This is a genomic window from Oceanococcus sp. HetDA_MAG_MS8 (genome assembly GCA_019192445.1).
Taxonomy (GTDB): Bacteria; Pseudomonadota; Gammaproteobacteria; order Nevskiales; family Oceanococcaceae; genus MS8.
The window spans coordinates 141,505-158,567 of the sequence record JAHCMK010000005.1 but is presented as its reverse complement, the minus strand read 5'-3'; the positions used below and the strand labels follow the sequence as shown (position 1 = coordinate 158,567).

The following is a 17,063-nucleotide window of genomic DNA, read 5'->3' as shown; positions in this document are numbered from 1 at the left end:
TACGTCCTCGCAAAAGCCCAGCATTATAAGCCTAGGCGCGCGGGATCCCCGAGGCCTTCACGTAATAACTCCGGAGGTTCCTGCGACAAGTCCACCACGGTGGTAGGGGCATGGTTGGTTTCGCCGCCGTCAATCAGCAAGTCCAGCTGCTTGGGCGGCAATTCATCGAACTCCCAGCCCTGAGTCACGGCTGTATCAGAGCCAGGCAGAAAAGCCGTGCAAGCCAGCAAAGGCTCCCCTAATTCCGCCACCAACGCCTGCGAGATGGGGTGCGCGCAAACCCGCACACCCACCGTCTTGCGACGATCCCCTTGGACGCGCCGCGGAACCTGATGACTGGCTTTGAGGATGAAGGTATACGGCCCTGGGGTTCCCGCCTTCAGGATACGGAAATGCCAGTTATCCACGCGGGCGAACTGCGAAATCGACGACAGATCTGGGCAGATCAAAGTAAACAGGTGGTCCTTGCCAAATCCCCGCAATCGTCGAATGCGATCTGCTGCGTCTTTAGCATCCAGCGCGCAGGCATAGGCATAGGTGCTATCCGTAGGCATGGCGATCACGGCTCCACTACGGAGACTAGCCACCGTTTGTGCGATCAGGCGGGGCTGCGGGTTCTCAGGGTGGATGGTGAAAGTTTGCACGTTGACTGAGGGCGGGGGTTAATTCCGCAGTGTCTCTATAATTGGGGCATGCGACAACTGCTTGACTCCTCTCCGGCCCTGCTCTTCTTAGCTGGCGTGCTCTGGGCCGACATCTACACGGCCACCCTATGGCTCATGTTGGCCTTGGTTGCGCTGGTGCTGTATTACCGGGTAACCGAGCGCATTTGGCACAAAATGCACCTAGGCACGGCGGTTGTTGCTGTGGTGCTGGGCAGCCTGACGCTGGCCATCCGCGATCCTTTGTTTATCAAGTACAAGCCCACGGCGGTGTACGGCATCATCAGCGCAATCCTGCTGGGCAGCCACTTTGTGGGCGATAAGGTCCTGCTGGCTCGCCTGCCTCAGGCCATGGTCGACCTACCCGATAAGCTGTGGCGGCGAGTGAACCTCGCTTGGGTGCTGTTTTTTGCCGCATCGGCTGTGGTGAATGCCATTTTGGCCGTTCAACTGAGCGACGAAAACTGGGCCTTAGTCAAAACCTTTGGCTTCCCGGCGGCTTGGTTTTTGTTTGTGATGGCGCACCTGCCCTTTACTGCGCCATACATGAACATTCCGGAGAAGGATTAAATCATGTGGTATGCCATCATCGGCCGCGATGCGCCGGATAGCCTGGCCAAGCGTATGGAAGTGCGGCCTGCGCACCTGGAGCGTATGCAGGCGCTGCGCGAAGACGGTCGCGTCTTGCTGGCGGGCCCTCTGCCCGCTATCGACAATGACGATCCAGGGCCTGCCGGATTCGCCGGCAGCCTGATGGTGTTGGAGTTTCCCAATATCGAGTCTGCCCGCACCTGGGCGCACGCAGACCCTTACGTCACCGCAGGCGTCTTTCAAAGCGTCGAAGTACACCCTTTCAAGCCGGTATTACCATGAGCGTTCCCGCCCGTAACCCTGAGCGCATCCGCATGATGGAGGAGCGCTTCAACAAGGCCTTCAGCCCCCGCGAGCTGAGCATACGCGACGACAGCGCTCAGCATGCCGGCCATGCCGGCGCTGCCAGCGGAGCGGGTCATTTCTTCGTCCACATTCGGGCTGCTGAATTTGCTGGCATGCCGCCACTGGCTCGTCATCGGGCGGTTTATGCAGCCGTAGACGACATGATGGGTAGCGAGATCCACGCCTTATCCATAGACGCAGCCGAGTAAGGGACGATGAAGAGAAAGCCGCCGCGAAGGCGAAGCCAGTGGCGGCTGACGCTGGGCTTTTTGCTATGCCTGCATGCGTTTTCAGCCCAAGCTTGGGACTGGCTGCCTGATGATTTGCAGTGGAACGCGGGTGTTGGAGTTGCCGGTGCAGGCTATCCAGCCTGGCGCGGCGCCTCCGAAGCCGAGTCCTTGGTCTTGCCCCTGCCCACCTTCTCCGTGTGGACACCCCAAGCTGAAATTGGCAGCGAAGGCTTAGAAGCACAAAAACGTTTTGGCGCGCATGGCCTGCTGCGCTTCTCGGCCAGTGGCTCCTTGCCGGTCGATAGCGACGCTTCGGCCCTGCGCACCGACATGCCGGACCTGGATCCCACCGTGGAACTAGGACCAGCACTAGGCTGGCGCTCAGCACAATATGGCCCCTGGCACTGGCGAGCCGAAACTCTGCTGCGCGGCGTGATGAGTGTGGACTTCGAGCAGCCGCAGTGGCTGGGATGGACTCTACAACCTCGCGTTGCCCTGCATTGGCGCAGCGGAGTGGTGTCCAGTCAACAGGCTATTCGTGCGCGTGTTGCCGTTGGCCCTATTTGGGCACAGCAAAAACTCCACGCCTACTTCTATGACGTTCCTGCGGAACTGGCAACAGCGCAGCGCCCGGCCTTTCGCAGCCGTGGTGGCTATAACGGCACCCGTGCCAACTTCAGCCTGGACTGGCTGCAAGGCCGCTTATTGGTCTCGGGGTATGTGGGCTACGACGATTTGCGCGGCACCGCCTTTGCCGACAGCCCGCTGCGCCCTGAAGATCAGTATTGGCTGATTGGCAGCTTCATGAGCTGGAGGTTCTGGGGGCCGCCACGTCCCATAGACCTAGAAAGCTAAGCAGGTCCGGGCCATAACTTTTGTTGCGCAGCATTGCCGGCTGAGCTCAGCACCGCCAATACCTTTGGCAGCCCCTCGCAGGGCATAAAAACACTGACACGCCGGCGTCATGCTCCAGCCACAGATCACGCCATGGGGCCAGACGCCTCAGTCCACTGCTCAGCCTCCCGTCTGGCGCTGTCTACTCAGGGCGCCTCATGCCTTGGGCCGTGATCTGGTGCATCCACAGGCACCAAAATTTCGTTGCGGCGTAAAAACCAAGGCAGCATGGGTGGGTTGTAGCGGGCCCAAACAGCTTCGCCAATAGCCTGATAACCGCGGTCCGCGATCCAGCCTTCTAAAAGGCGCAAGTGCTCGCGATAGCGTGCCTCGCTCCAAAATCCCGAGTAGCGAATAGCCGCCATGTAACGTGGCGGAACGGCACGAATATAGACCTCAGGGTGTGTGGGCTGCGGCGCCGTCTGCGCGCTAAATTTTGCTGGCAGCATGAAGCTTATAGCCCACTGACCCTGCACTTTGCTTTGGCCCACAGGGGCGGTCATATCGATTGTCTGACCAGACTGAACCTGCCCGACTGGCGCCGTCATAGACACCTTTTGCGCAGCCTGATTATCACCAGAGATATACCGAAACAGTCTGCGGAAAGCCTTGTTTCCGGCTTTTTTGAACTCGGCCTCAACCAAGGTTTCAGCGAGCACATGCCCTTGGTAATACCGCAGTTCGTAGGGCTTATCTGCCACAAGCACCCGATATTCCGCTTCTTCTGTGGCCATGGATACACTCGCAAAACCAAAGCTGCCTAGGATCATGATCATCAATAGCGGCTTCAACAATTGGTTCATCCCCATCGTGACCATCCATCTACAGCACATCGTCTCGGCGACCCCAGTCGGCGTGTGCTTAGGAGCTGGGACGGTTACGACCAAGCTGGTCGTGACTGGATACCCACTCGTCAGCCACGATAGCCGCCGCTAATGAGAGGTCTCCGGCAAGAACCGTCGCCCCAATAATTTCTGCCAGCTTCCGCGCCTTACCTTGCCCATAACAGCCCAGCATGTTGAGGCATTCACGCTGCGTCGCCAACCCAGTACCACCTCCATAACTGGCACAAATGACCGACGGCAAAGTCACTGAGTAGTACAAATCCCCGGCCGGGGTGAGCTCGGCAAAGGTGATACCCGTATGCGACTCCACCACATTGGCTTCGTCCTGCCCGGTAGCAATGAACAAGGCCGCAATACCGTTTGCAGAGTGTGGGCCGTTATAGGCGGAGCCCGCCAAAACGGCTCCCGCCATAGCGCGGGTGCGTAAACGAAAAACAGCCTCCGGATCTGCGCGCATTAACGAACGCAGTACATCCGATTTGATTGTCGCCTCAGCAATCACACGTTTGCCCCGCGTGTGCAACATATTCATATGGGAATGCTTCTTGTCGGTTTCTATACCGCCGCTTAAGGCGTAGTACAGCACCTCCACCGGACTCTGCGAGAGTATCCATTGGCATGCCGCGTGCGTGGCCTTGCCCGTCATGTTTTGGCCCGCTGCATCACCAGTGGTGTAGTTGAAGCGGGTATACAGCTTATTAGCCACCACCCATTTTTGAATGAACTGCAGTTGCCCCACCGATGTGCTGGCCTCTGCCGCGGATTTGATCTGCGCGAAGACCTCGTCTAGCCAATGGGAAAAACGCACAGCCTGTCGGGCACTGGCAAATTCGAACAAGGGCGCACGCTGCATGAACTCCTCAACCACGGTCACCGTGACGCCGCCGGACTCAGACAGGACGCGCATACCACGACTGTAGGAGGCGACTAAGGTGCCCTCGGTGGTCGCCAATGGAACATAAAACTCACCCTGCGCATGTTGCCCATTGATCAGCAGCGGACCGGCGACTCCAACGGGCATCTGCACCACGCCGATGAAGTTCTCGATATTGCCTGCTAGTGACTCCGGCTCCACGGAGTAATGCGCCGTATGCTGCAGGGACTCTCCCGTCTGCTCCTGAACAAATGCGCGCCTCAGAGCCGCGGCCTCTTCGGAGTAGTCTTGATGCTTGATGCGGGGAATAGGCTTTCGCATGGGGCTCCTCTCAGTGACAGGCTGCTGCAAAGTTCACGACGCTGCGGCGCTATCTGAGCAAGGGTACTCTGTTCGGACCGCATCCCAACAAAGGGATTGCACTCTGTCTACCTGAAGGCCGGCATCTCAAGCGGGCGCCGGGTCGAGGACATCGCCATGTGGAAATACAAGGGTCAGACACGCCCCTCTTTTGCCATCGCACCCAAACCTGGTCAGGAATCGGTCTGGGATTACCCTCGCCCACCGCAACTGATGGCCGACCACCGCCGCGTGGTGGTTAGATCTGACGAGCGTCAGTTAGCCGCGACCAGTACGAGTTTCAGACTGTGTGAAACGGCGAGTCCACCCACGTTTTATCTTCCTGCGGACTGTGTGGACTGGGATCAACTAGTCCCAGCGCCGGGAGCGTCACGCTGCGAGTGGAAAGGTGATGCGCAGTATTGGGCCCTGAAAACGCAACCCGGTACGCCAATCGCTTGGAGCTATGCCTCACCAGCGCAACCGTATGCCGCAATCAAAGACCATGTTGCCTTTTACCCAGCCGCTGTTGCCTGCTTTGTGGATCAGGTCCGAGTACGCCCTCAAGCTGGCCGCTTTTACGGCGGGTGGATTACCCCTGAGCTGGTCGGCCCTTTTAAAGGTGAGCCTGGTACCGGACATTGGTAACGCAGAATGCAAGGCTCAGTCGCATTGATCCCGACCCACGGCGCGAGCGAACTCGGCACATTCAACGAGCGAAGGTCTACGACAGGCTGTGAGCAGAAACTGACATGGCCAATCGGGGTCGACTACACCGCTGCACTTAAGCCACCGGCTTTTGCCTACTGTGGCTAGCGGCACACTCACAACTTCGCCCCGGTGGTGATTAGGACCTCTGCACCCCACCAGAGAATCCCTCCGACGTCATATACCCGCTCGCCGAGCTAGGACCATACCCATGCAGCACCTTGCGCCTTATTCCACAACACCTCAAGCGCCTCTGCACAATGCTCGACTCCCGCGGCCAAGTACAACCGCTGCGGCTGCTGAACAGCCTCCAGCGACGGCAGCACTGGATGCAGGCGATTTAGCCCGGTATGGCTTGGCCTTAACCCCTGGGAGCTTACTCAAAGCAGAAACGGTCTTTGAACGTCCGGCCTGGCTCTTCGGGCACCGTGTAAAGTCCTGCTCCATTGGCGCTTTCACCTTTTTCAATGCAGCAGGCACTACCAGTGTGTATCGCACACGCCTGGGGCGGTACGCCCAAATTGGCGAGTCCAGCATCATTGGCCCTCCTGAACACCCCATGGATTGGTTTAGCAACCACCCCTTCGCCTTTACTCGGCCCAGCCACATCCCGGCCATGTATGAGTTCGCAGATTTTGCACGCCTCGCACCTGCAGACAGCGATGAGCCAGCCTGGGCTGAGAGTGCACCACTCACCAAGATTGGGCACGAGGCCTACATTGGCGCAGGGTGTTTCATCAAGCGCGGCGTCAGTATTGGTGATGGTGCGGTCATTGGCGCAAGGAGTGTCGTCACCCAAGACATACCGGCTTACACCATTGCGGTGGGATCTCCTGCAAGGGTCATTCGCGACCGCTTCGCTCCTTCGCTAGTGGAGCGGTTTTTGGTATTGCAGTGGTGGCGCTACGACTTAGCACCGCACAAGGCACAGCTCGATTTCGCCGAGGTCGAAGCCACCTTAGACACACTGGAGCAACTCCAGAGCGAGAACAAGCTAAAGCGACTTATGCCCGCCACCTACCGAGTGTGTGAGCAGCAACGATGCTATCGAGTAGAGCAGCTCTCCCGCCCCCTGTACGACTAAACAACCACAGGCAGAGCACCGACGAGACGAACCGCAGGCGGCCAGCGCCGCGTGTGTTCATAGCTCAGGTAAGGCCTCGCCTTCGGCAAAAAAATCCATAGACACAGAATTTAGGCAGTAGCGCATGCCCGTGGGAGGTGGGCCATCCGGAAAGACATGCCCTAGGTGACCATCACAGCGCGCGCAACGAATTTCCGTACGAATCATGCCGTGACTGGTGTCGCGAATCTCACGAATGTGATTGGGGGCGTAAGGGCTATGAAAGCTCGGCCAGCCACTACCCGAATCAAACTTGGAATCGGAGCGGAAAATGGGCAGCGCGCAGAGCTTGCAGGCGTACACACCAGCCTGCTTGTTATCCAGAAGGCCACCGCAAAAGGGATGCTCCGTGCCCTGGTTCAAAAGCACCCGCCGCTCCTCGTCATTGAGCTTGGCGGCCAGTTCCTGTTTGCGCTCGGCGCTCAGGGGGGTTAGATCGAACTGCATAGCCCTGCCTCTGCTTTCAACATCAACCTGGATCTTCACCATATCAGTACATGGCTGCCACTTTAGCAGCCCTGCGCAGTAGCTCCGGGCATGGGACAATACATCCATTGCGCGGCCCATCCAGCGCCCGCGCCTTCCCCAACTAGCCTATTGCGAGGTTTGCCAAGGTGCCCTCGCCGCCTCCGTCTGTTGCGATTGTTGTCGAACACAGGGCGCAGGCGCCAAATCTCCAAGGACGATCACCGTGCTCGCTGCCAACAACATCACCCAGCAATTCGGCGCCAAGCCACTATTCGAGAATATTTCGCAGAAGTTTGGCGAAGGCAACCGCTATGGCCTGATCGGCGCCAACGGCTGCGGCAAGTCCACCTTAATGAAGATTCTGGGCGGCGACTTACAGCAAACCTCGGGTAACGTCAGTCTGGATCCTGGCGAGCGCATCGGCAAGCTGCGTCAGGATCAGTTCGGCTTCGAAAAGTACACGGTCATCGACACCGTCATCATGGGCCATACCGAACTCTGGGCGGTCAAAGAAGAGCGTGATCGCATCTACGCTCAGCCTGAGATGAGCGAAGAGGATGGCATGCGCGCCGGTGAGCTGGAGGCCCAGTTCATGGAGTTTGACGGTTATAGCGCCGAGGCACGTGCTGGCGACTTGCTACTAGGCCTCGGAATTCCCGAAGCGCAGCACTACGGTTTGATGAGTGAGATTGCTCCAGGCTGGAAGCTGCGCGTACTACTCGCCCAGGCCCTGTTCTCCGAGCCAGACATCCTGTTGCTGGACGAGCCCACCAACAACCTCGACATCCACACCATCCAATGGTTGGAAGATACGCTCAATCAGCGCGACTCCACCATGATCATCATCTCCCACGATCGCCACTTTCTCAACAGCGTCTGCACGCACATGGCCGACCTGGATTTCGGCGAACTGCGGGTATACCCCGGCAACTACGATGACTACATGTTGGCCTCGACCCAGGCCCGTGCTCAGCTCATTTCGGACAATGCCAAGAAGAAGGCGCAAATCAAAGAGCTGCAAGCCTTTGTGGCTCGTTTCTCTGCCAACGCCTCCAAGGCCAAGCAGGCTACCTCCCGCGCCCGGCAGATCGACAAAATTGAACTGGCCGAGGTTAAAGTCTCCAGCCGATCCAACCCCTACATCCGCTTCGAGATGGAAAAGAAGCTCTTCCGCAATGCCCTAGTCGTGGAAGAAACCAGCAAGGCCTTTGGCGAGCACGCCATTTTCAACAAACTCTCGTTCACTGTTGAAGTGGGCGAACGGGTGGCTGTAATTGGGGAAAACGGAATCGGCAAATCCACCCTGCTGCGCATGCTCATGGGCGAAGCCGAATACGCGCCAGACAGCGGCAGTGTGAATTGGTCTGAGAATGCCAACATCGGCTATTACGCCCAGGATCATTCGGCAGATTTCGACTCCGATATGACCCTATTCGAGTGGATGAGCCAATGGCGCCAACCCGGCGACGATGACCAAGTCATTCGCGGCATCCTAGGCCGCCTGCTCTTCTCGGCCGATGCCATCACCAAGCCTTTGCGCGTCCTATCAGGAGGCGAGCAGGGCCGCATGCTCTTCGGCAAAATCATGCTGCAGCGGCCCAACATCATCGTTATGGACGAGCCCACCAACCACATGGACATGGAGTCCATCGAGTCGCTGAACATGGCTTTGGAGCTTTTCGAAGGCACCTTGATCTTCGTCAGCCATGACCGCGAGTTTGTCTCCAGCTTGGCCACTCGCATCATTGAACTCAAAGGTGACCGCTACGAAGATTTCGGTGGGGGCTACGAGGACTATTTACGCAGCCAAGCCTGAGGCTGCGCCCCTCATCTGACCTGGCGGCGGCACTCGCCAGGCGACGGCAGGCACCTCACATAGGCCCAACTTGCGGCGGCTTGTTCGAAGCATCCATACGGCTCGCCCCGGCGGGGCTACGCGCCGTTTTGATGCGGTCAAAACGGTTGTCGCTCCAGCGGCGGACGACCTTGCCTCGCTCGCTGAGGCCCTCAATTACTGTTTTCTCAGAGCGCATCCCTAGAGGAAGAACACGGCGAGGGCTTCGGCCATCTGGCGATAACCGGCTGCGTTCGGGTGAATTTTATCGGAGCGTAAGTCAGCGTCGGATAGAACCTCACTGACCACATCAGCCAGCAAAAATACCTGGGCCTGAGTCGCCACCTCGGCATAGACCTCGTGGTCCGACAAACCGAAAATCGCAGGCTTTGGAACCGCAATCAGAACAACCTGCGCCCCGTGGCTTTGACTCAACTCAATCATCCTTAGCAAGTTGGTTTTTATACTTGCTACGCTCTGACGACGGAGTAGGTCATTGCCGCCCTCCAGGAGCAGCACCACATCGGGGCGGTGTTCTTCCAGTAACTCTGAGATCCGCCGCACACCCGCAGAGGTGGTTTCCCCGTTCACACCCGCATTAATGACGCGCTTCCCGGTGAGCTCTGCGAGGACACTGGGGTAGCTCTGGGATTGCTTAGCCCCATAACCGAAGGTGAGGCTATCCCCAAAGGCAAGGATGGTGCGACTAGCGCTTAAATCAGGCGGCGGCGTGGAACGCCCGCAACTCAGCAAGTACCCACATACAACCAACAAAATCCCCATACGCAGCGGGGCATGAATCATCCTTGCGAGTCGACAATGACGCATGAGAACAAAGATCCGAGAAGGTCTTCGCCTACTCTAGGGAGGCGCTGAATAAATCGCTGTGCTCGCAATCTGACCCACCGGCGGTGCTCGCCAGTAAAAAAAAGAAGCCTCACATATTGCCTATATGCTGCAGCTTCTGCGCTTCGGCGGCGGGCCACCTTGCTTCGCTCGCGGCTTTCTTAAGCGCCTCCCTAGCCCGCCCACGATGATCATTCCCAACATCATTTCCATGCTGAGCATGGAGCTCCCGATAACGGCATGGCGATAAGTCGCTATCCGCTTCAAACCCGGATGGCCGGATCTCCTGAACGCCCCGTTGGAGCAAAGCCCACGCGTACATGTGTACCGCGCTGGCTACGATTTTTGCTCCAGCGAGGCCACTAAGAAGTCGACGAACATGGTGGTTGGGTTTTCGCTGTAGGTGCCCGATTGTCCGGAGATGTTGGCGATGTCTTTGAATAAGCGCCGGGCCTGGCGGTATTTCAGAGCATCGTAGCCGCGCAGGTTATCCAAGCCGGAGAAATGCATGATGAGCTTGCGGTCTTGGTGGCTGCTGGCAAAGCGCGTCAAAACCTGCTGCATGCGGGACATGCGCTGGGTCGCAAAAGGATGCATGGCACCGCCGAGGTCCATCTCTGTAGGCCCCACATCACCAATGACCATCACAATCTGGTGATGATTGGCTTGTGGGCGGCCAAACATACCGACCGCCAGCTCCGAGGCTTCGAGTACGCGAGAGGCTCCGCCGCGCGGGCGAATGGCGCTGAGCCAGTCTGCCACACGCCGGTAGCTGACACCCCCATCATCACTAGTACGGCGAATGGTACTCAAGGCGAAACGCTCCATTCGCGAGGCATTCCGGGCGTGCGCGTGCGCGATGATGCCAATCCGAAACTCCTTGGTGACATAGGGAAAGAGCTGGGCCATACGCCCGACCACCTGACGCAGCTCGCGAATTTCGTCGCGCATTGAGTTGGACGCATCGATCACGACCACGATCTCGACGATGCGTTCTTTGATGGTGACGGTATTGATACTGCGCTGGGCATCAATCGCGGAGACTTGCTCGGCTTCTATCTCCGCTTGGGTGACTTGGAGCTGCTCTTGCAGACCCGACACCAGCGCCTGAAGCTCATCGCGACGCGCGGCAGCGGCCTGTTGCCGAGACTGGAGGATCAGCTCTTGCTCAAAACGTTCGCGCAATAGCTCGGCTTGTTGATTGGCTAAGGTCGGCTCCTGCGGCGTGGAACTGACAATGGGTGTCTTGGGTAGAGCCTGACCGGTTTTGATGACCACCATAAAGACGGTCATCAACAAAATGAAGATGGCCATGGTGGCGAAAATCACATCGCTAAAGGACTCATAAAATCCTCCATGGGTTGTTTTCCCTCGGCGCGAGAACATGAACTAGCCCAGAGCTGCCAGGACGAGCAGCGGCAGCATGTCACCAGGCGACTCGGAATAGGCATCGTCCTGCTGCAGGCTGGCGGCGGCGGCTTTGAAGAAATCCTGACTGCGCTGGAACTTGATGCGCTGGGCACCTGAGCTTGCGTTGATTTCGTCGGTGCCCGTATACAGCCAGATGGCGCGCCGGCGGAGCCCCTCCCTGGTCCACTGCCTGATGCGATTTTGAACCGCCGTCGCACTGGCTTGATTCGCAGCACTGATGGTCTGATCGCGATATTGGTCTTCGTACGGCCCAACATCGCCGATCACAAACAGGGCCTGTTGGCCATCAAAAGCCTCCGCCGCCGAAAACTGTTGTAGGGCTAGGTCAGCGGCCCGCTCAAAAGGGGCACTACCCGCCTCGGCGCGAATGGGCGCTACAAAGTTTTCCAAGGCCCGCAGGCTGCTACCACCATCGGCGTTGAGCTGGCGGATAGTTTGCATGGGGAACACACGGGTCACGTCGATATTTTGCGGGTCTCGACGATAGGCGACCACACTGATGCGAAAAGTTTTGACGATACGCGGCATGGCCTTAGCCAGCAGCGCAATGCTCTCGCGCAATTGATCAATTTCACGCTGCATGCTGCCGGTAACATCGATCATCACTGCGAGCTCCACATCGCGAATCTCTTTGCCCTCCAAGCCCTGATACTGGGCCGTGACCTGCTCCAACTGTTCCTTTTGGCTTTGCGCCTGTTCCAGGCTTTGTTGGAGCTCTTGCAAACGCTCTTCCAGAGCTGCCACTGCCTGTTCTTCGGGTAGGCGGCCCATCTGCGGAATATCGAAGGGGGCAATGGTTGGCAGCTCGGCTTCTGGCTGCGGTTCCACCGGAGGGGAAGCGGGGTCTCGGGGCTGGTTGAGGGCCATGAATACGCACATCAACATGACCATGATGGCCATGGTTCCGAACATCAGATCAGACACCGTCTCAAAGAAGGTATCTGGCGAAGACGGCTTGCGCGCCATAGGCTTACTTCAAGCGGCCAATAATGTGAACTTCGCTGAGTTCGGCCACCAGCGCCACGAACTCCGATATGGAACGCTCGACAATCCCCGTTAGCACTCGCAGAACAACACCGCCCAGCACAGAGCCCATCAGCGTGGTCATAAAGGCCACTCCCAACCCGGCCAGCGGCCCCTCGTCCCCCGCCAGGGCGCGTAACAGACCATCACCGCCTCCACTCGCCATCATCACATCGGTGAGACTGTTCATCATCAACATCAGCCCCAAAATGGTCCCTATGAGCCCCAAGGTGATGAGCACACTGGCAAAGAGTTCCACCGCCTTATTGTCCGCTGATAAGCGCTCATGGAGAATTTCAATGAGCACAGCTTGCGAGGGTTCGTGGCCACTCTGGCTCATCGATTCCAGCGCAGCGATGTGGCGCTCAAAGTAGTACCGGCGACTGCCACGTGGTGTGGACTCTTGCAGGTTGGGGATCTTGTGAGCCAGCCTTTGAATGGCCTCACGGGTATGTTGCGAAGGCTTACCATCACCAGTGCTTTCGCGGTCACGATCGATGGCGGGGGCAAGTTCGCGAACCACATCGCCGGCCCGGTCGGCTTCGTTTTGCAGCATCCGCATCACCCCATACTGTCGGCCGATCAGAGTGGCAGCCAGGCCCAGGATCACCCCATACATGGTGTACTCCACCACATTGGACAAACCGGGATTCGTCCAGCTCACGGCAAAGCTGGTCCCAATGGCGACGGTGGCCAGGAGCAAAACGCTCAACCAGCGTAGCCAGCTATTGAGTGCATTCATTCAGGTGTCTCGGTTGCGCTAGTCAATGACCGTCGTGGCGCTGCCCGCGCTGGGATTATCCGGGCCTACGTCGGGATCATAGGGTCGGCCTGGCGGTAGCGGCGGAATACCACCCCGGGGCAGGTTCTGGGGCAACGTTGGGGGTTGCGGCGCACTGGCACTATCAGCAGCTATGGCGCCTGCATCTGGCGTCTGAGAATCTGTTTTAGCGGCAGCCGTTGCCGCGTCGGCAGACGGGGACTCGTCGGCTCCGGAAGGATTGTCAGGCGTCTGAGTCTGCTCCAGTTCGGCAAACGCCACCTGCAGTACATCGTGGCTTTGGTCTACATCGATCTCTGGCAGCATAGCTAGCTGGGCCCCGTCACTCGCCTGAGTGAGGTCTTCCAAAAGGTAGCGTGCGGCGGCTAGGGAACCTTGCTCAGCCACGCCCTCGGGCATCTGCACCACCTGTTGGAGAAACTCGGGGGTGTTCATGGGCGCATGATCTTTGGTTCTAAGCAGCACATTCGCCAAAGCTAGCTTGGCGGTCCTTGACCCCGACTGGGCCTGCGCGACGAGTTTCTGCCAAGCAGCCTGCGAACCTGCTTGCGCGGCCAGAAGCTCCATGAGCGCTAGTTTTTCTTCCGGCGACAGCGCCTGAACCATGTGCTCAGGCTTGCCCACCGCGCGCGCCAGAGTGGCATCCTCCACAGGCTGGTCGCGGCCGGACCATTCCTTAACATCCGCTGGCGGACTGGGGCGCTGAGCCGCTCCTGGCTCAATGGCTGTGGTGGGCTCCATCGACGGCGCAGCTTCCGGAGTCGCAGCGGGTTCAGCGACCCGGGTTGGGTCCGTCGTTTGTGGCGGAGTAATCCTCCACTGCTCAGCCACCCGCACCGGGAACTCCATCACCGGCTGTGTCGCCGGAGACATCATGGCTTGTATGTGTAGCTCACGGGCCTGGGGGCAGCGTAGCCATGCCTTGGTGGCAATTTGCGAAATGGCATCCTGGAAGCGCTGATTCAGATAGCCAAAATCGTCTGGTGATGTCGCTTCGACCCGTACGGTCACTGGGGCTTGGCAGGCCTCGGATTCCAGCAAAGCCTTGTAGGTTCCATCGTCGAAGACCACAGGCGCGGCCAAAACCCACAGCGGCGCAAGAAGCAACCCAGCGCAGGCCCAGTGCCTAAGCATTGCGAAGAATTTCCGCTGCGCGATCCAGGAGCTGCTGCTCAATGTAGCGGTCCAGTTCGTTGATAGTTTGTTGCTGCCTGGCCAACTCATCCAGGAGGGCTTGGCGCCGCGCCCAGTCGGCATCGGCCTTATCTTTCTTAGCCTCTAGTGCTTGTATTTGGCTTTGCAGAGACTGAATGTCTTGCTGAATCAACTCGATTTCCGCTGTCTTCTTCCCCATTTCCTGACGTAATGCTGCGGCTTTCTGGCGCAGCGGGGACGTGGACCGCTCAACCGCCGCAAGTTCGGTCTGTGCCCTTCGTAGCTGCACTTGCAGCTCTTGGCTGCGTGTTTGCGCGGCCGCCACCTGCGCTTCGCGCTCTTCAGCACGCTGCCGCTGCTCGTCAAGATAGGCTTGAGTCTGCGTATTGGAGCCCATGGCATGCTTGACCCCGCAAGCCGCACTCCACCCTGCGGTGCTCTTCCCACAATCGGTAGCGCAACCGAGCAGAATGATTGGCAAAACCACGCTGAGTAGTGCAACCCGCATCAGCGCCTCCGGTTGATGGTTTGGTCGGCGCTGGCAACTTCTTCCTGAATGCTTTGCTCCACGCCATTGAGACGCTGTATGGAGGCGAGCAACTTGTTGCGCTGTGCTTCTAAGGTCGCTTTGGCTTGCAGTAACTGCTGGTCATTCGGGGTGGCATTCAACAAATCCTGCACGGCCGCTAACTCTTCATCGACCAAGCGTTTGCGGGTTTGCAGATTCAGGCGTTGCTCTCTCAAGGCCAAACGCTGTGTATTCAGGGTATTGCGTAGTTCTTCGGCTTGCGCCACATAGGCCTGGTCCGAGCGGGTTCGCCGGTTGAGTTGCTCTAGCTCACGTCGAGTTTGTGCGATAGCCTCTTCAGCCTGCCGCGCCTGCAGGTCGGCTTGGTAAATCTCGTCTTCCGCAGCGTTGAAGCGCCGCTGGTATTCCACTTTTTGAGCGTTGTATTGATTCCGGCCCTGGTCAGAGAGACCACCAACCACGGCACCCGCGGCTCCGCACACTGCGGCTGAAGTGCCGACCGCAGATTTACTGCCCCCCACCAGCGCAGCCGCAATAGCGCATCCCGCGGCGCCGCCCAGAGCAAATATGCCGGCACTGTTCGAGCTTTTGGGTGTAGCAATGGGAGCCCCTGCGGCAGCAAATAAGGCTTCGGTACTACTTGTGGATTGGGTAGCGCAGGAGGCAAACAGAATCGCCAAGATCAGAGCTGGCGTATATCGGAGCTGAGCATAGGGCATGGCGTTTCTCCTGAGTTGCGGCTCTGGTTGGGTCTCAGTGTTTCAGATCTGCGGCTCAGCGATTAGCTGCGCACTGAAGTAATCCTGAGCGGAGCCGTTTGCTGGCACCGATTCCAGCAAACGCAATGAGGTATCGATGGCTTCTTTGGCAGTTTTTTGCGTGGCGCTGAGCTCAGCTTTGGCCGTAGCAAAGTAAGCCTGGACTTGCTCTGGCTGGCGCAAGTAAAACGGATGCAATGTCACCAGGGCACTGGCCCAATTGCTGCCAGCGTTGCGGTAATCCTCGATGGACTGTTTAACACTCATCTGAAATGTCAAGGCCATTTGTTCCTCGTTACGCTCTTGGGCCTCTTGTAGATACGCCCGATCGAGCTCCAGTTTGCGAGTCACCGTGGCGCGCAGCTCAGCAGCATTGGAGATGGTTCGGAAGATTTCTGAAAATTCATGCCCTTCTAAGCTTGGCTGGGACCGGAAAACGCCACTGTCCCACAGAGCATAGCCAGCGCCTGCACTCGCTAAACAAACAATCACCAGCAATAAGCCCAGCACCAGCTTCCCTCTCCCGCGAGGCGGAGGAAACTCGGACCCAGTTGCGGCCGAAGCCGTGGACGCTGCTGGTGCTTTGGAAGAGTTGCCATGATCCTGCGACTCCTCAGAAGGTTTTTGGTTCGTTGGAGGTATGTAGATGCTCATCGCCGCCTTGGGTGTCCTCATGCTACTACGCTCGATATTACCGAGGCTGGAAGTCGTCCATCCAGTTTGGACAACAACCGAGCATCAGGGTGCAACCACCGGGTATCCAAGCAACAGAGTTCCCTCGGTCACTCGCGCACAGCAGCGCTCAACTCAGTATCAACCACATGGCGACGCCCGCCATCAAGACTGCGCTGGTACGGTTAAGCCATTGTCCCAATCCACGCTGAACCAAGGAGTCGCGCAGCACCCGGCCGCCCTGGGCGTAGATCAGCAGACAGCAAAACTCGATGACCACCATCAGGCCCAGCAGGACGCAGGCCTGCGGTAACAGCGGTTGCTGTGGGTTGATGAATGGCGGCAGCAACGCCGCAAAAAATACCCAGGCTTTGGGATTCAATGCGGCGGTCACAAAGCCCTGGGAAAACAGTTGGGAAACCCCGACGACAAGCTCAGGGCTGTCCAGGGAAATGGGCGCAGGGGAATTCCAAGCGCCCCATGCCGACCACAACAGGAAGGCAGCGCCCAGCAGCTTTGCGACGGAAAACACAGCGGGCGACTGCATGAGCAAAGTACCAACGCCGGCCAGAGCGGCAGCACCGACCAGGGTAATCCCAATGAGCTCCCCCAGCATCATCCACAAGCTGCGGCGCAGCCCGATTCGGATACCTAGCGACAGCGCCAAGGTCATACAGAGCCCAGGGCTCAAGGCAATCACAAAGAAGCTCAAGGCAAAGGCGAGCACCTGAGTAGCGTCCATATCAGCAATCACTTGGACAGACGGGAAGGATGAAAAGACCGGTGAGGGCGTCGGCTATAGCTGCTTGCTTCAATCGCCCAGCACAGCACAAAGCAGGGAAAGGGGTTCAAGCCAAGCACTGGCCCAATCATAGCTCCATAGACGTGGCGCTCAGCCCTGCCCGTGTTGGCGGAGGAGTATAGCCTCGAGGCTTTGCAGCTCGCGTCCAGCCAC

General features: G+C 58.3%; 20 protein-coding genes. 7 read left to right on the top strand and 13 right to left on the bottom strand.

Going from position 1 to position 17,063, the window contains the following annotated elements:
• Positions 1-23 precede the first annotated feature (23 nt).
• Entirely contained in the window at positions 24-644 is a 621-nt protein-coding gene (locus KI787_10500) for a threonylcarbamoyl-AMP synthase (protein ID MBV6630382.1), read from the bottom strand.
• Between the two features lie 48 nt (positions 645-692).
• Here KI787_10500 and KI787_10495 point away from each other — a divergent pair, with 48 nt between their 5' ends.
• The 4 genes from KI787_10495 to KI787_10480 are packed head-to-tail and all read left to right on the top strand — an operon-like array spanning position 693 to position 2,683.
• Positions 693-1,232 carry a septation protein IspZ gene (locus tag KI787_10495; GenBank protein MBV6630381.1) on the top strand — a complete coding sequence of 180 codons (540 nt, stop codon included), beginning with the start codon at positions 693-695 and terminating at the stop codon, positions 1,230-1,232.
• A 3-nt stretch (positions 1,233-1,235) separates the two neighbouring features.
• Positions 1,236-1,535 (top strand): YciI family protein, encoded by a 300-nt coding sequence (locus tag KI787_10490; GenBank protein ID MBV6630380.1) that lies wholly within the window; start codon positions 1,236-1,238, stop codon positions 1,533-1,535.
• Between the two features lie 32 nt (positions 1,536-1,567).
• Positions 1,568-1,807, top strand: coding sequence for a BolA family transcriptional regulator (locus tag KI787_10485; GenBank protein ID MBV6630379.1), 240 nt, complete (start codon positions 1,568-1,570; stop codon positions 1,805-1,807).
• A 6-nt stretch (positions 1,808-1,813) separates the two neighbouring features.
• Positions 1,814-2,683 carry a MipA/OmpV family protein gene (locus KI787_10480; protein MBV6630378.1) on the top strand — a complete coding sequence of 290 codons (870 nt, stop codon included), beginning with the start codon at positions 1,814-1,816 and terminating at the stop codon, positions 2,681-2,683.
• 185 nt (positions 2,684-2,868) lie between these two features.
• On the opposite strand, the gene KI787_10475 is transcribed toward KI787_10480, so the two are convergent.
• Both KI787_10475 and KI787_10470 read right to left on the bottom strand, forming a co-directional pair.
• Positions 2,869-3,525, bottom strand: a complete 657-nt coding sequence (locus KI787_10475; GenBank protein ID MBV6630377.1) for a heme-binding protein — start codon at positions 3,523-3,525, stop codon at positions 2,869-2,871.
• A 58-nt stretch (positions 3,526-3,583) separates the two neighbouring features.
• Entirely contained in the window at positions 3,584-4,762 is a 1,179-nt protein-coding gene (locus tag KI787_10470; GenBank protein ID MBV6630376.1) for a hydroxymethylglutaryl-CoA reductase, read from the bottom strand.
• Positions 4,763-4,918: 156 nt separating this feature from the next.
• On the opposite strand from KI787_10470, the gene KI787_10465 reads away from it, so the two are divergent.
• Positions 4,919-5,428 carry a DUF427 domain-containing protein gene (locus KI787_10465; protein MBV6630375.1) on the top strand — a complete coding sequence of 170 codons (510 nt, stop codon included), beginning with the start codon at positions 4,919-4,921 and terminating at the stop codon, positions 5,426-5,428.
• 271 nt (positions 5,429-5,699) lie between these two features.
• Complete coding sequence (locus KI787_10460; GenBank protein MBV6630374.1) at positions 5,700-6,572, top strand: CatB-related O-acetyltransferase; 873 nt, start codon at positions 5,700-5,702, stop codon at positions 6,570-6,572.
• A gap of 57 nt (positions 6,573-6,629) precedes the next feature.
• Here the strand turns inward: KI787_10460 and msrB are convergent, their stop codons facing one another.
• Entirely contained in the window at positions 6,630-7,058 is a 429-nt protein-coding gene (gene msrB, locus KI787_10455) for a peptide-methionine (R)-S-oxide reductase MsrB (GenBank protein MBV6630373.1), read from the bottom strand.
• A 244-nt stretch (positions 7,059-7,302) separates the two neighbouring features.
• Here msrB and KI787_10450 point away from each other — a divergent pair, with 244 nt between their 5' ends.
• The gene (locus KI787_10450; protein MBV6630372.1) at positions 7,303-8,895 is read left to right on the top strand and encodes an ABC-F family ATPase; all 1,593 of its coding nucleotides are present in this window, start codon (positions 7,303-7,305) and stop codon (positions 8,893-8,895) included.
• 219 nt (positions 8,896-9,114) lie between these two features.
• Here KI787_10450 and KI787_10445 read toward each other — a convergent pair whose 3' ends face one another.
• From KI787_10445 to KI787_10405, 9 genes are all read right to left on the bottom strand, one after another.
• The gene (locus KI787_10445) at positions 9,115-9,717 is read right to left on the bottom strand and encodes an arylesterase (GenBank protein ID MBV6630371.1); all 603 of its coding nucleotides are present in this window, start codon (positions 9,715-9,717) and stop codon (positions 9,115-9,117) included.
• 378 nt (positions 9,718-10,095) lie between these two features.
• On the bottom strand, positions 10,096-11,145 hold the full coding sequence (locus KI787_10440; GenBank protein MBV6630370.1) for a VWA domain-containing protein: 1,050 nt from the start codon (positions 11,143-11,145) through the stop codon (positions 10,096-10,098).
• A 3-nt stretch (positions 11,146-11,148) separates the two neighbouring features.
• Positions 11,149-12,156 carry a hypothetical protein gene (locus tag KI787_10435; GenBank protein ID MBV6630369.1) on the bottom strand — a complete coding sequence of 336 codons (1,008 nt, stop codon included), beginning with the start codon at positions 12,154-12,156 and terminating at the stop codon, positions 11,149-11,151.
• Positions 12,157-12,160: 4 nt separating this feature from the next.
• The gene (locus KI787_10430) at positions 12,161-12,955 is read right to left on the bottom strand and encodes a MotA/TolQ/ExbB proton channel family protein (GenBank protein ID MBV6630368.1); all 795 of its coding nucleotides are present in this window, start codon (positions 12,953-12,955) and stop codon (positions 12,161-12,163) included.
• An 18-nt stretch (positions 12,956-12,973) separates the two neighbouring features.
• Positions 12,974-14,128, bottom strand: coding sequence for a hypothetical protein (locus KI787_10425; GenBank protein MBV6630367.1), 1,155 nt, complete (start codon positions 14,126-14,128; stop codon positions 12,974-12,976).
• The gene (locus KI787_10420) at positions 14,121-14,657 is read right to left on the bottom strand and encodes a hypothetical protein (protein MBV6630366.1); all 537 of its coding nucleotides are present in this window, start codon (positions 14,655-14,657) and stop codon (positions 14,121-14,123) included. Before KI787_10420 ends, KI787_10425 begins: the two co-directional genes overlap by 8 nt.
• Entirely contained in the window at positions 14,657-15,397 is a 741-nt protein-coding gene (locus tag KI787_10415) for a hypothetical protein (protein MBV6630365.1), read from the bottom strand. The genes KI787_10420 and KI787_10415 overlap by 1 nt, the downstream gene beginning before the upstream one ends.
• A gap of 42 nt (positions 15,398-15,439) precedes the next feature.
• Positions 15,440-16,111 carry a hypothetical protein gene (locus KI787_10410; protein ID MBV6630364.1) on the bottom strand — a complete coding sequence of 224 codons (672 nt, stop codon included), beginning with the start codon at positions 16,109-16,111 and terminating at the stop codon, positions 15,440-15,442.
• Between the two features lie 127 nt (positions 16,112-16,238).
• Positions 16,239-16,850 carry a LysE family translocator gene (locus KI787_10405; GenBank protein MBV6630363.1) on the bottom strand — a complete coding sequence of 204 codons (612 nt, stop codon included), beginning with the start codon at positions 16,848-16,850 and terminating at the stop codon, positions 16,239-16,241.
• Positions 16,851-17,063: the final 213 nt, after the last annotated feature.

Coding starts and splice junctions, on each gene's coding strand:
- KI787_10495 (MBV6630381.1), top strand. CDS start 693: ATGCGACAACTGCTTGACTCCTCTCCGGCCCTGCTCTTCTTAGCTGGC.
- KI787_10490 (MBV6630380.1), top strand. CDS start 1,236: ATGTGGTATGCCATCATCGGCCGCGATGCGCCGGATAGCCTGGCCAAG.
- KI787_10485 (MBV6630379.1), top strand. CDS start 1,568: ATGATGGAGGAGCGCTTCAACAAGGCCTTCAGCCCCCGCGAGCTGAGC.
- KI787_10480 (MBV6630378.1), top strand. CDS start 1,814: ATGAAGAGAAAGCCGCCGCGAAGGCGAAGCCAGTGGCGGCTGACGCTG.
- KI787_10475 (MBV6630377.1), bottom strand. CDS start 3,525: ATGAACCAATTGTTGAAGCCGCTATTGATGATCATGATCCTAGGCAGC.
- KI787_10470 (MBV6630376.1), bottom strand. CDS start 4,762: ATGCGAAAGCCTATTCCCCGCATCAAGCATCAAGACTACTCCGAAGAG.
- KI787_10465 (MBV6630375.1), top strand. CDS start 4,919: ATGTGGAAATACAAGGGTCAGACACGCCCCTCTTTTGCCATCGCACCC.
- KI787_10460 (MBV6630374.1), top strand. CDS start 5,700: ATGCAGCACCTTGCGCCTTATTCCACAACACCTCAAGCGCCTCTGCAC.
- msrB (MBV6630373.1), bottom strand. CDS start 7,058: ATGCAGTTCGATCTAACCCCCCTGAGCGCCGAGCGCAAACAGGAACTG.
- KI787_10445 (MBV6630371.1), bottom strand. CDS start 9,717: ATGATTCATGCCCCGCTGCGTATGGGGATTTTGTTGGTTGTATGTGGG.
- KI787_10440 (MBV6630370.1), bottom strand. CDS start 11,145: ATGTTCTCGCGCCGAGGGAAAACAACCCATGGAGGATTTTATGAGTCC.
- KI787_10435 (MBV6630369.1), bottom strand. CDS start 12,156: ATGGCGCGCAAGCCGTCTTCGCCAGATACCTTCTTTGAGACGGTGTCT.
- KI787_10430 (MBV6630368.1), bottom strand. CDS start 12,955: ATGAATGCACTCAATAGCTGGCTACGCTGGTTGAGCGTTTTGCTCCTG.
- KI787_10425 (MBV6630367.1), bottom strand. CDS start 14,128: ATGCTTAGGCACTGGGCCTGCGCTGGGTTGCTTCTTGCGCCGCTGTGG.
- KI787_10420 (MBV6630366.1), bottom strand. CDS start 14,657: ATGCGGGTTGCACTACTCAGCGTGGTTTTGCCAATCATTCTGCTCGGT.
- KI787_10415 (MBV6630365.1), bottom strand. CDS start 15,397: ATGCCCTATGCTCAGCTCCGATATACGCCAGCTCTGATCTTGGCGATT.
- KI787_10410 (MBV6630364.1), bottom strand. CDS start 16,111: ATGAGGACACCCAAGGCGGCGATGAGCATCTACATACCTCCAACGAAC.
- KI787_10405 (MBV6630363.1), bottom strand. CDS start 16,850: ATGGACGCTACTCAGGTGCTCGCCTTTGCCTTGAGCTTCTTTGTGATT.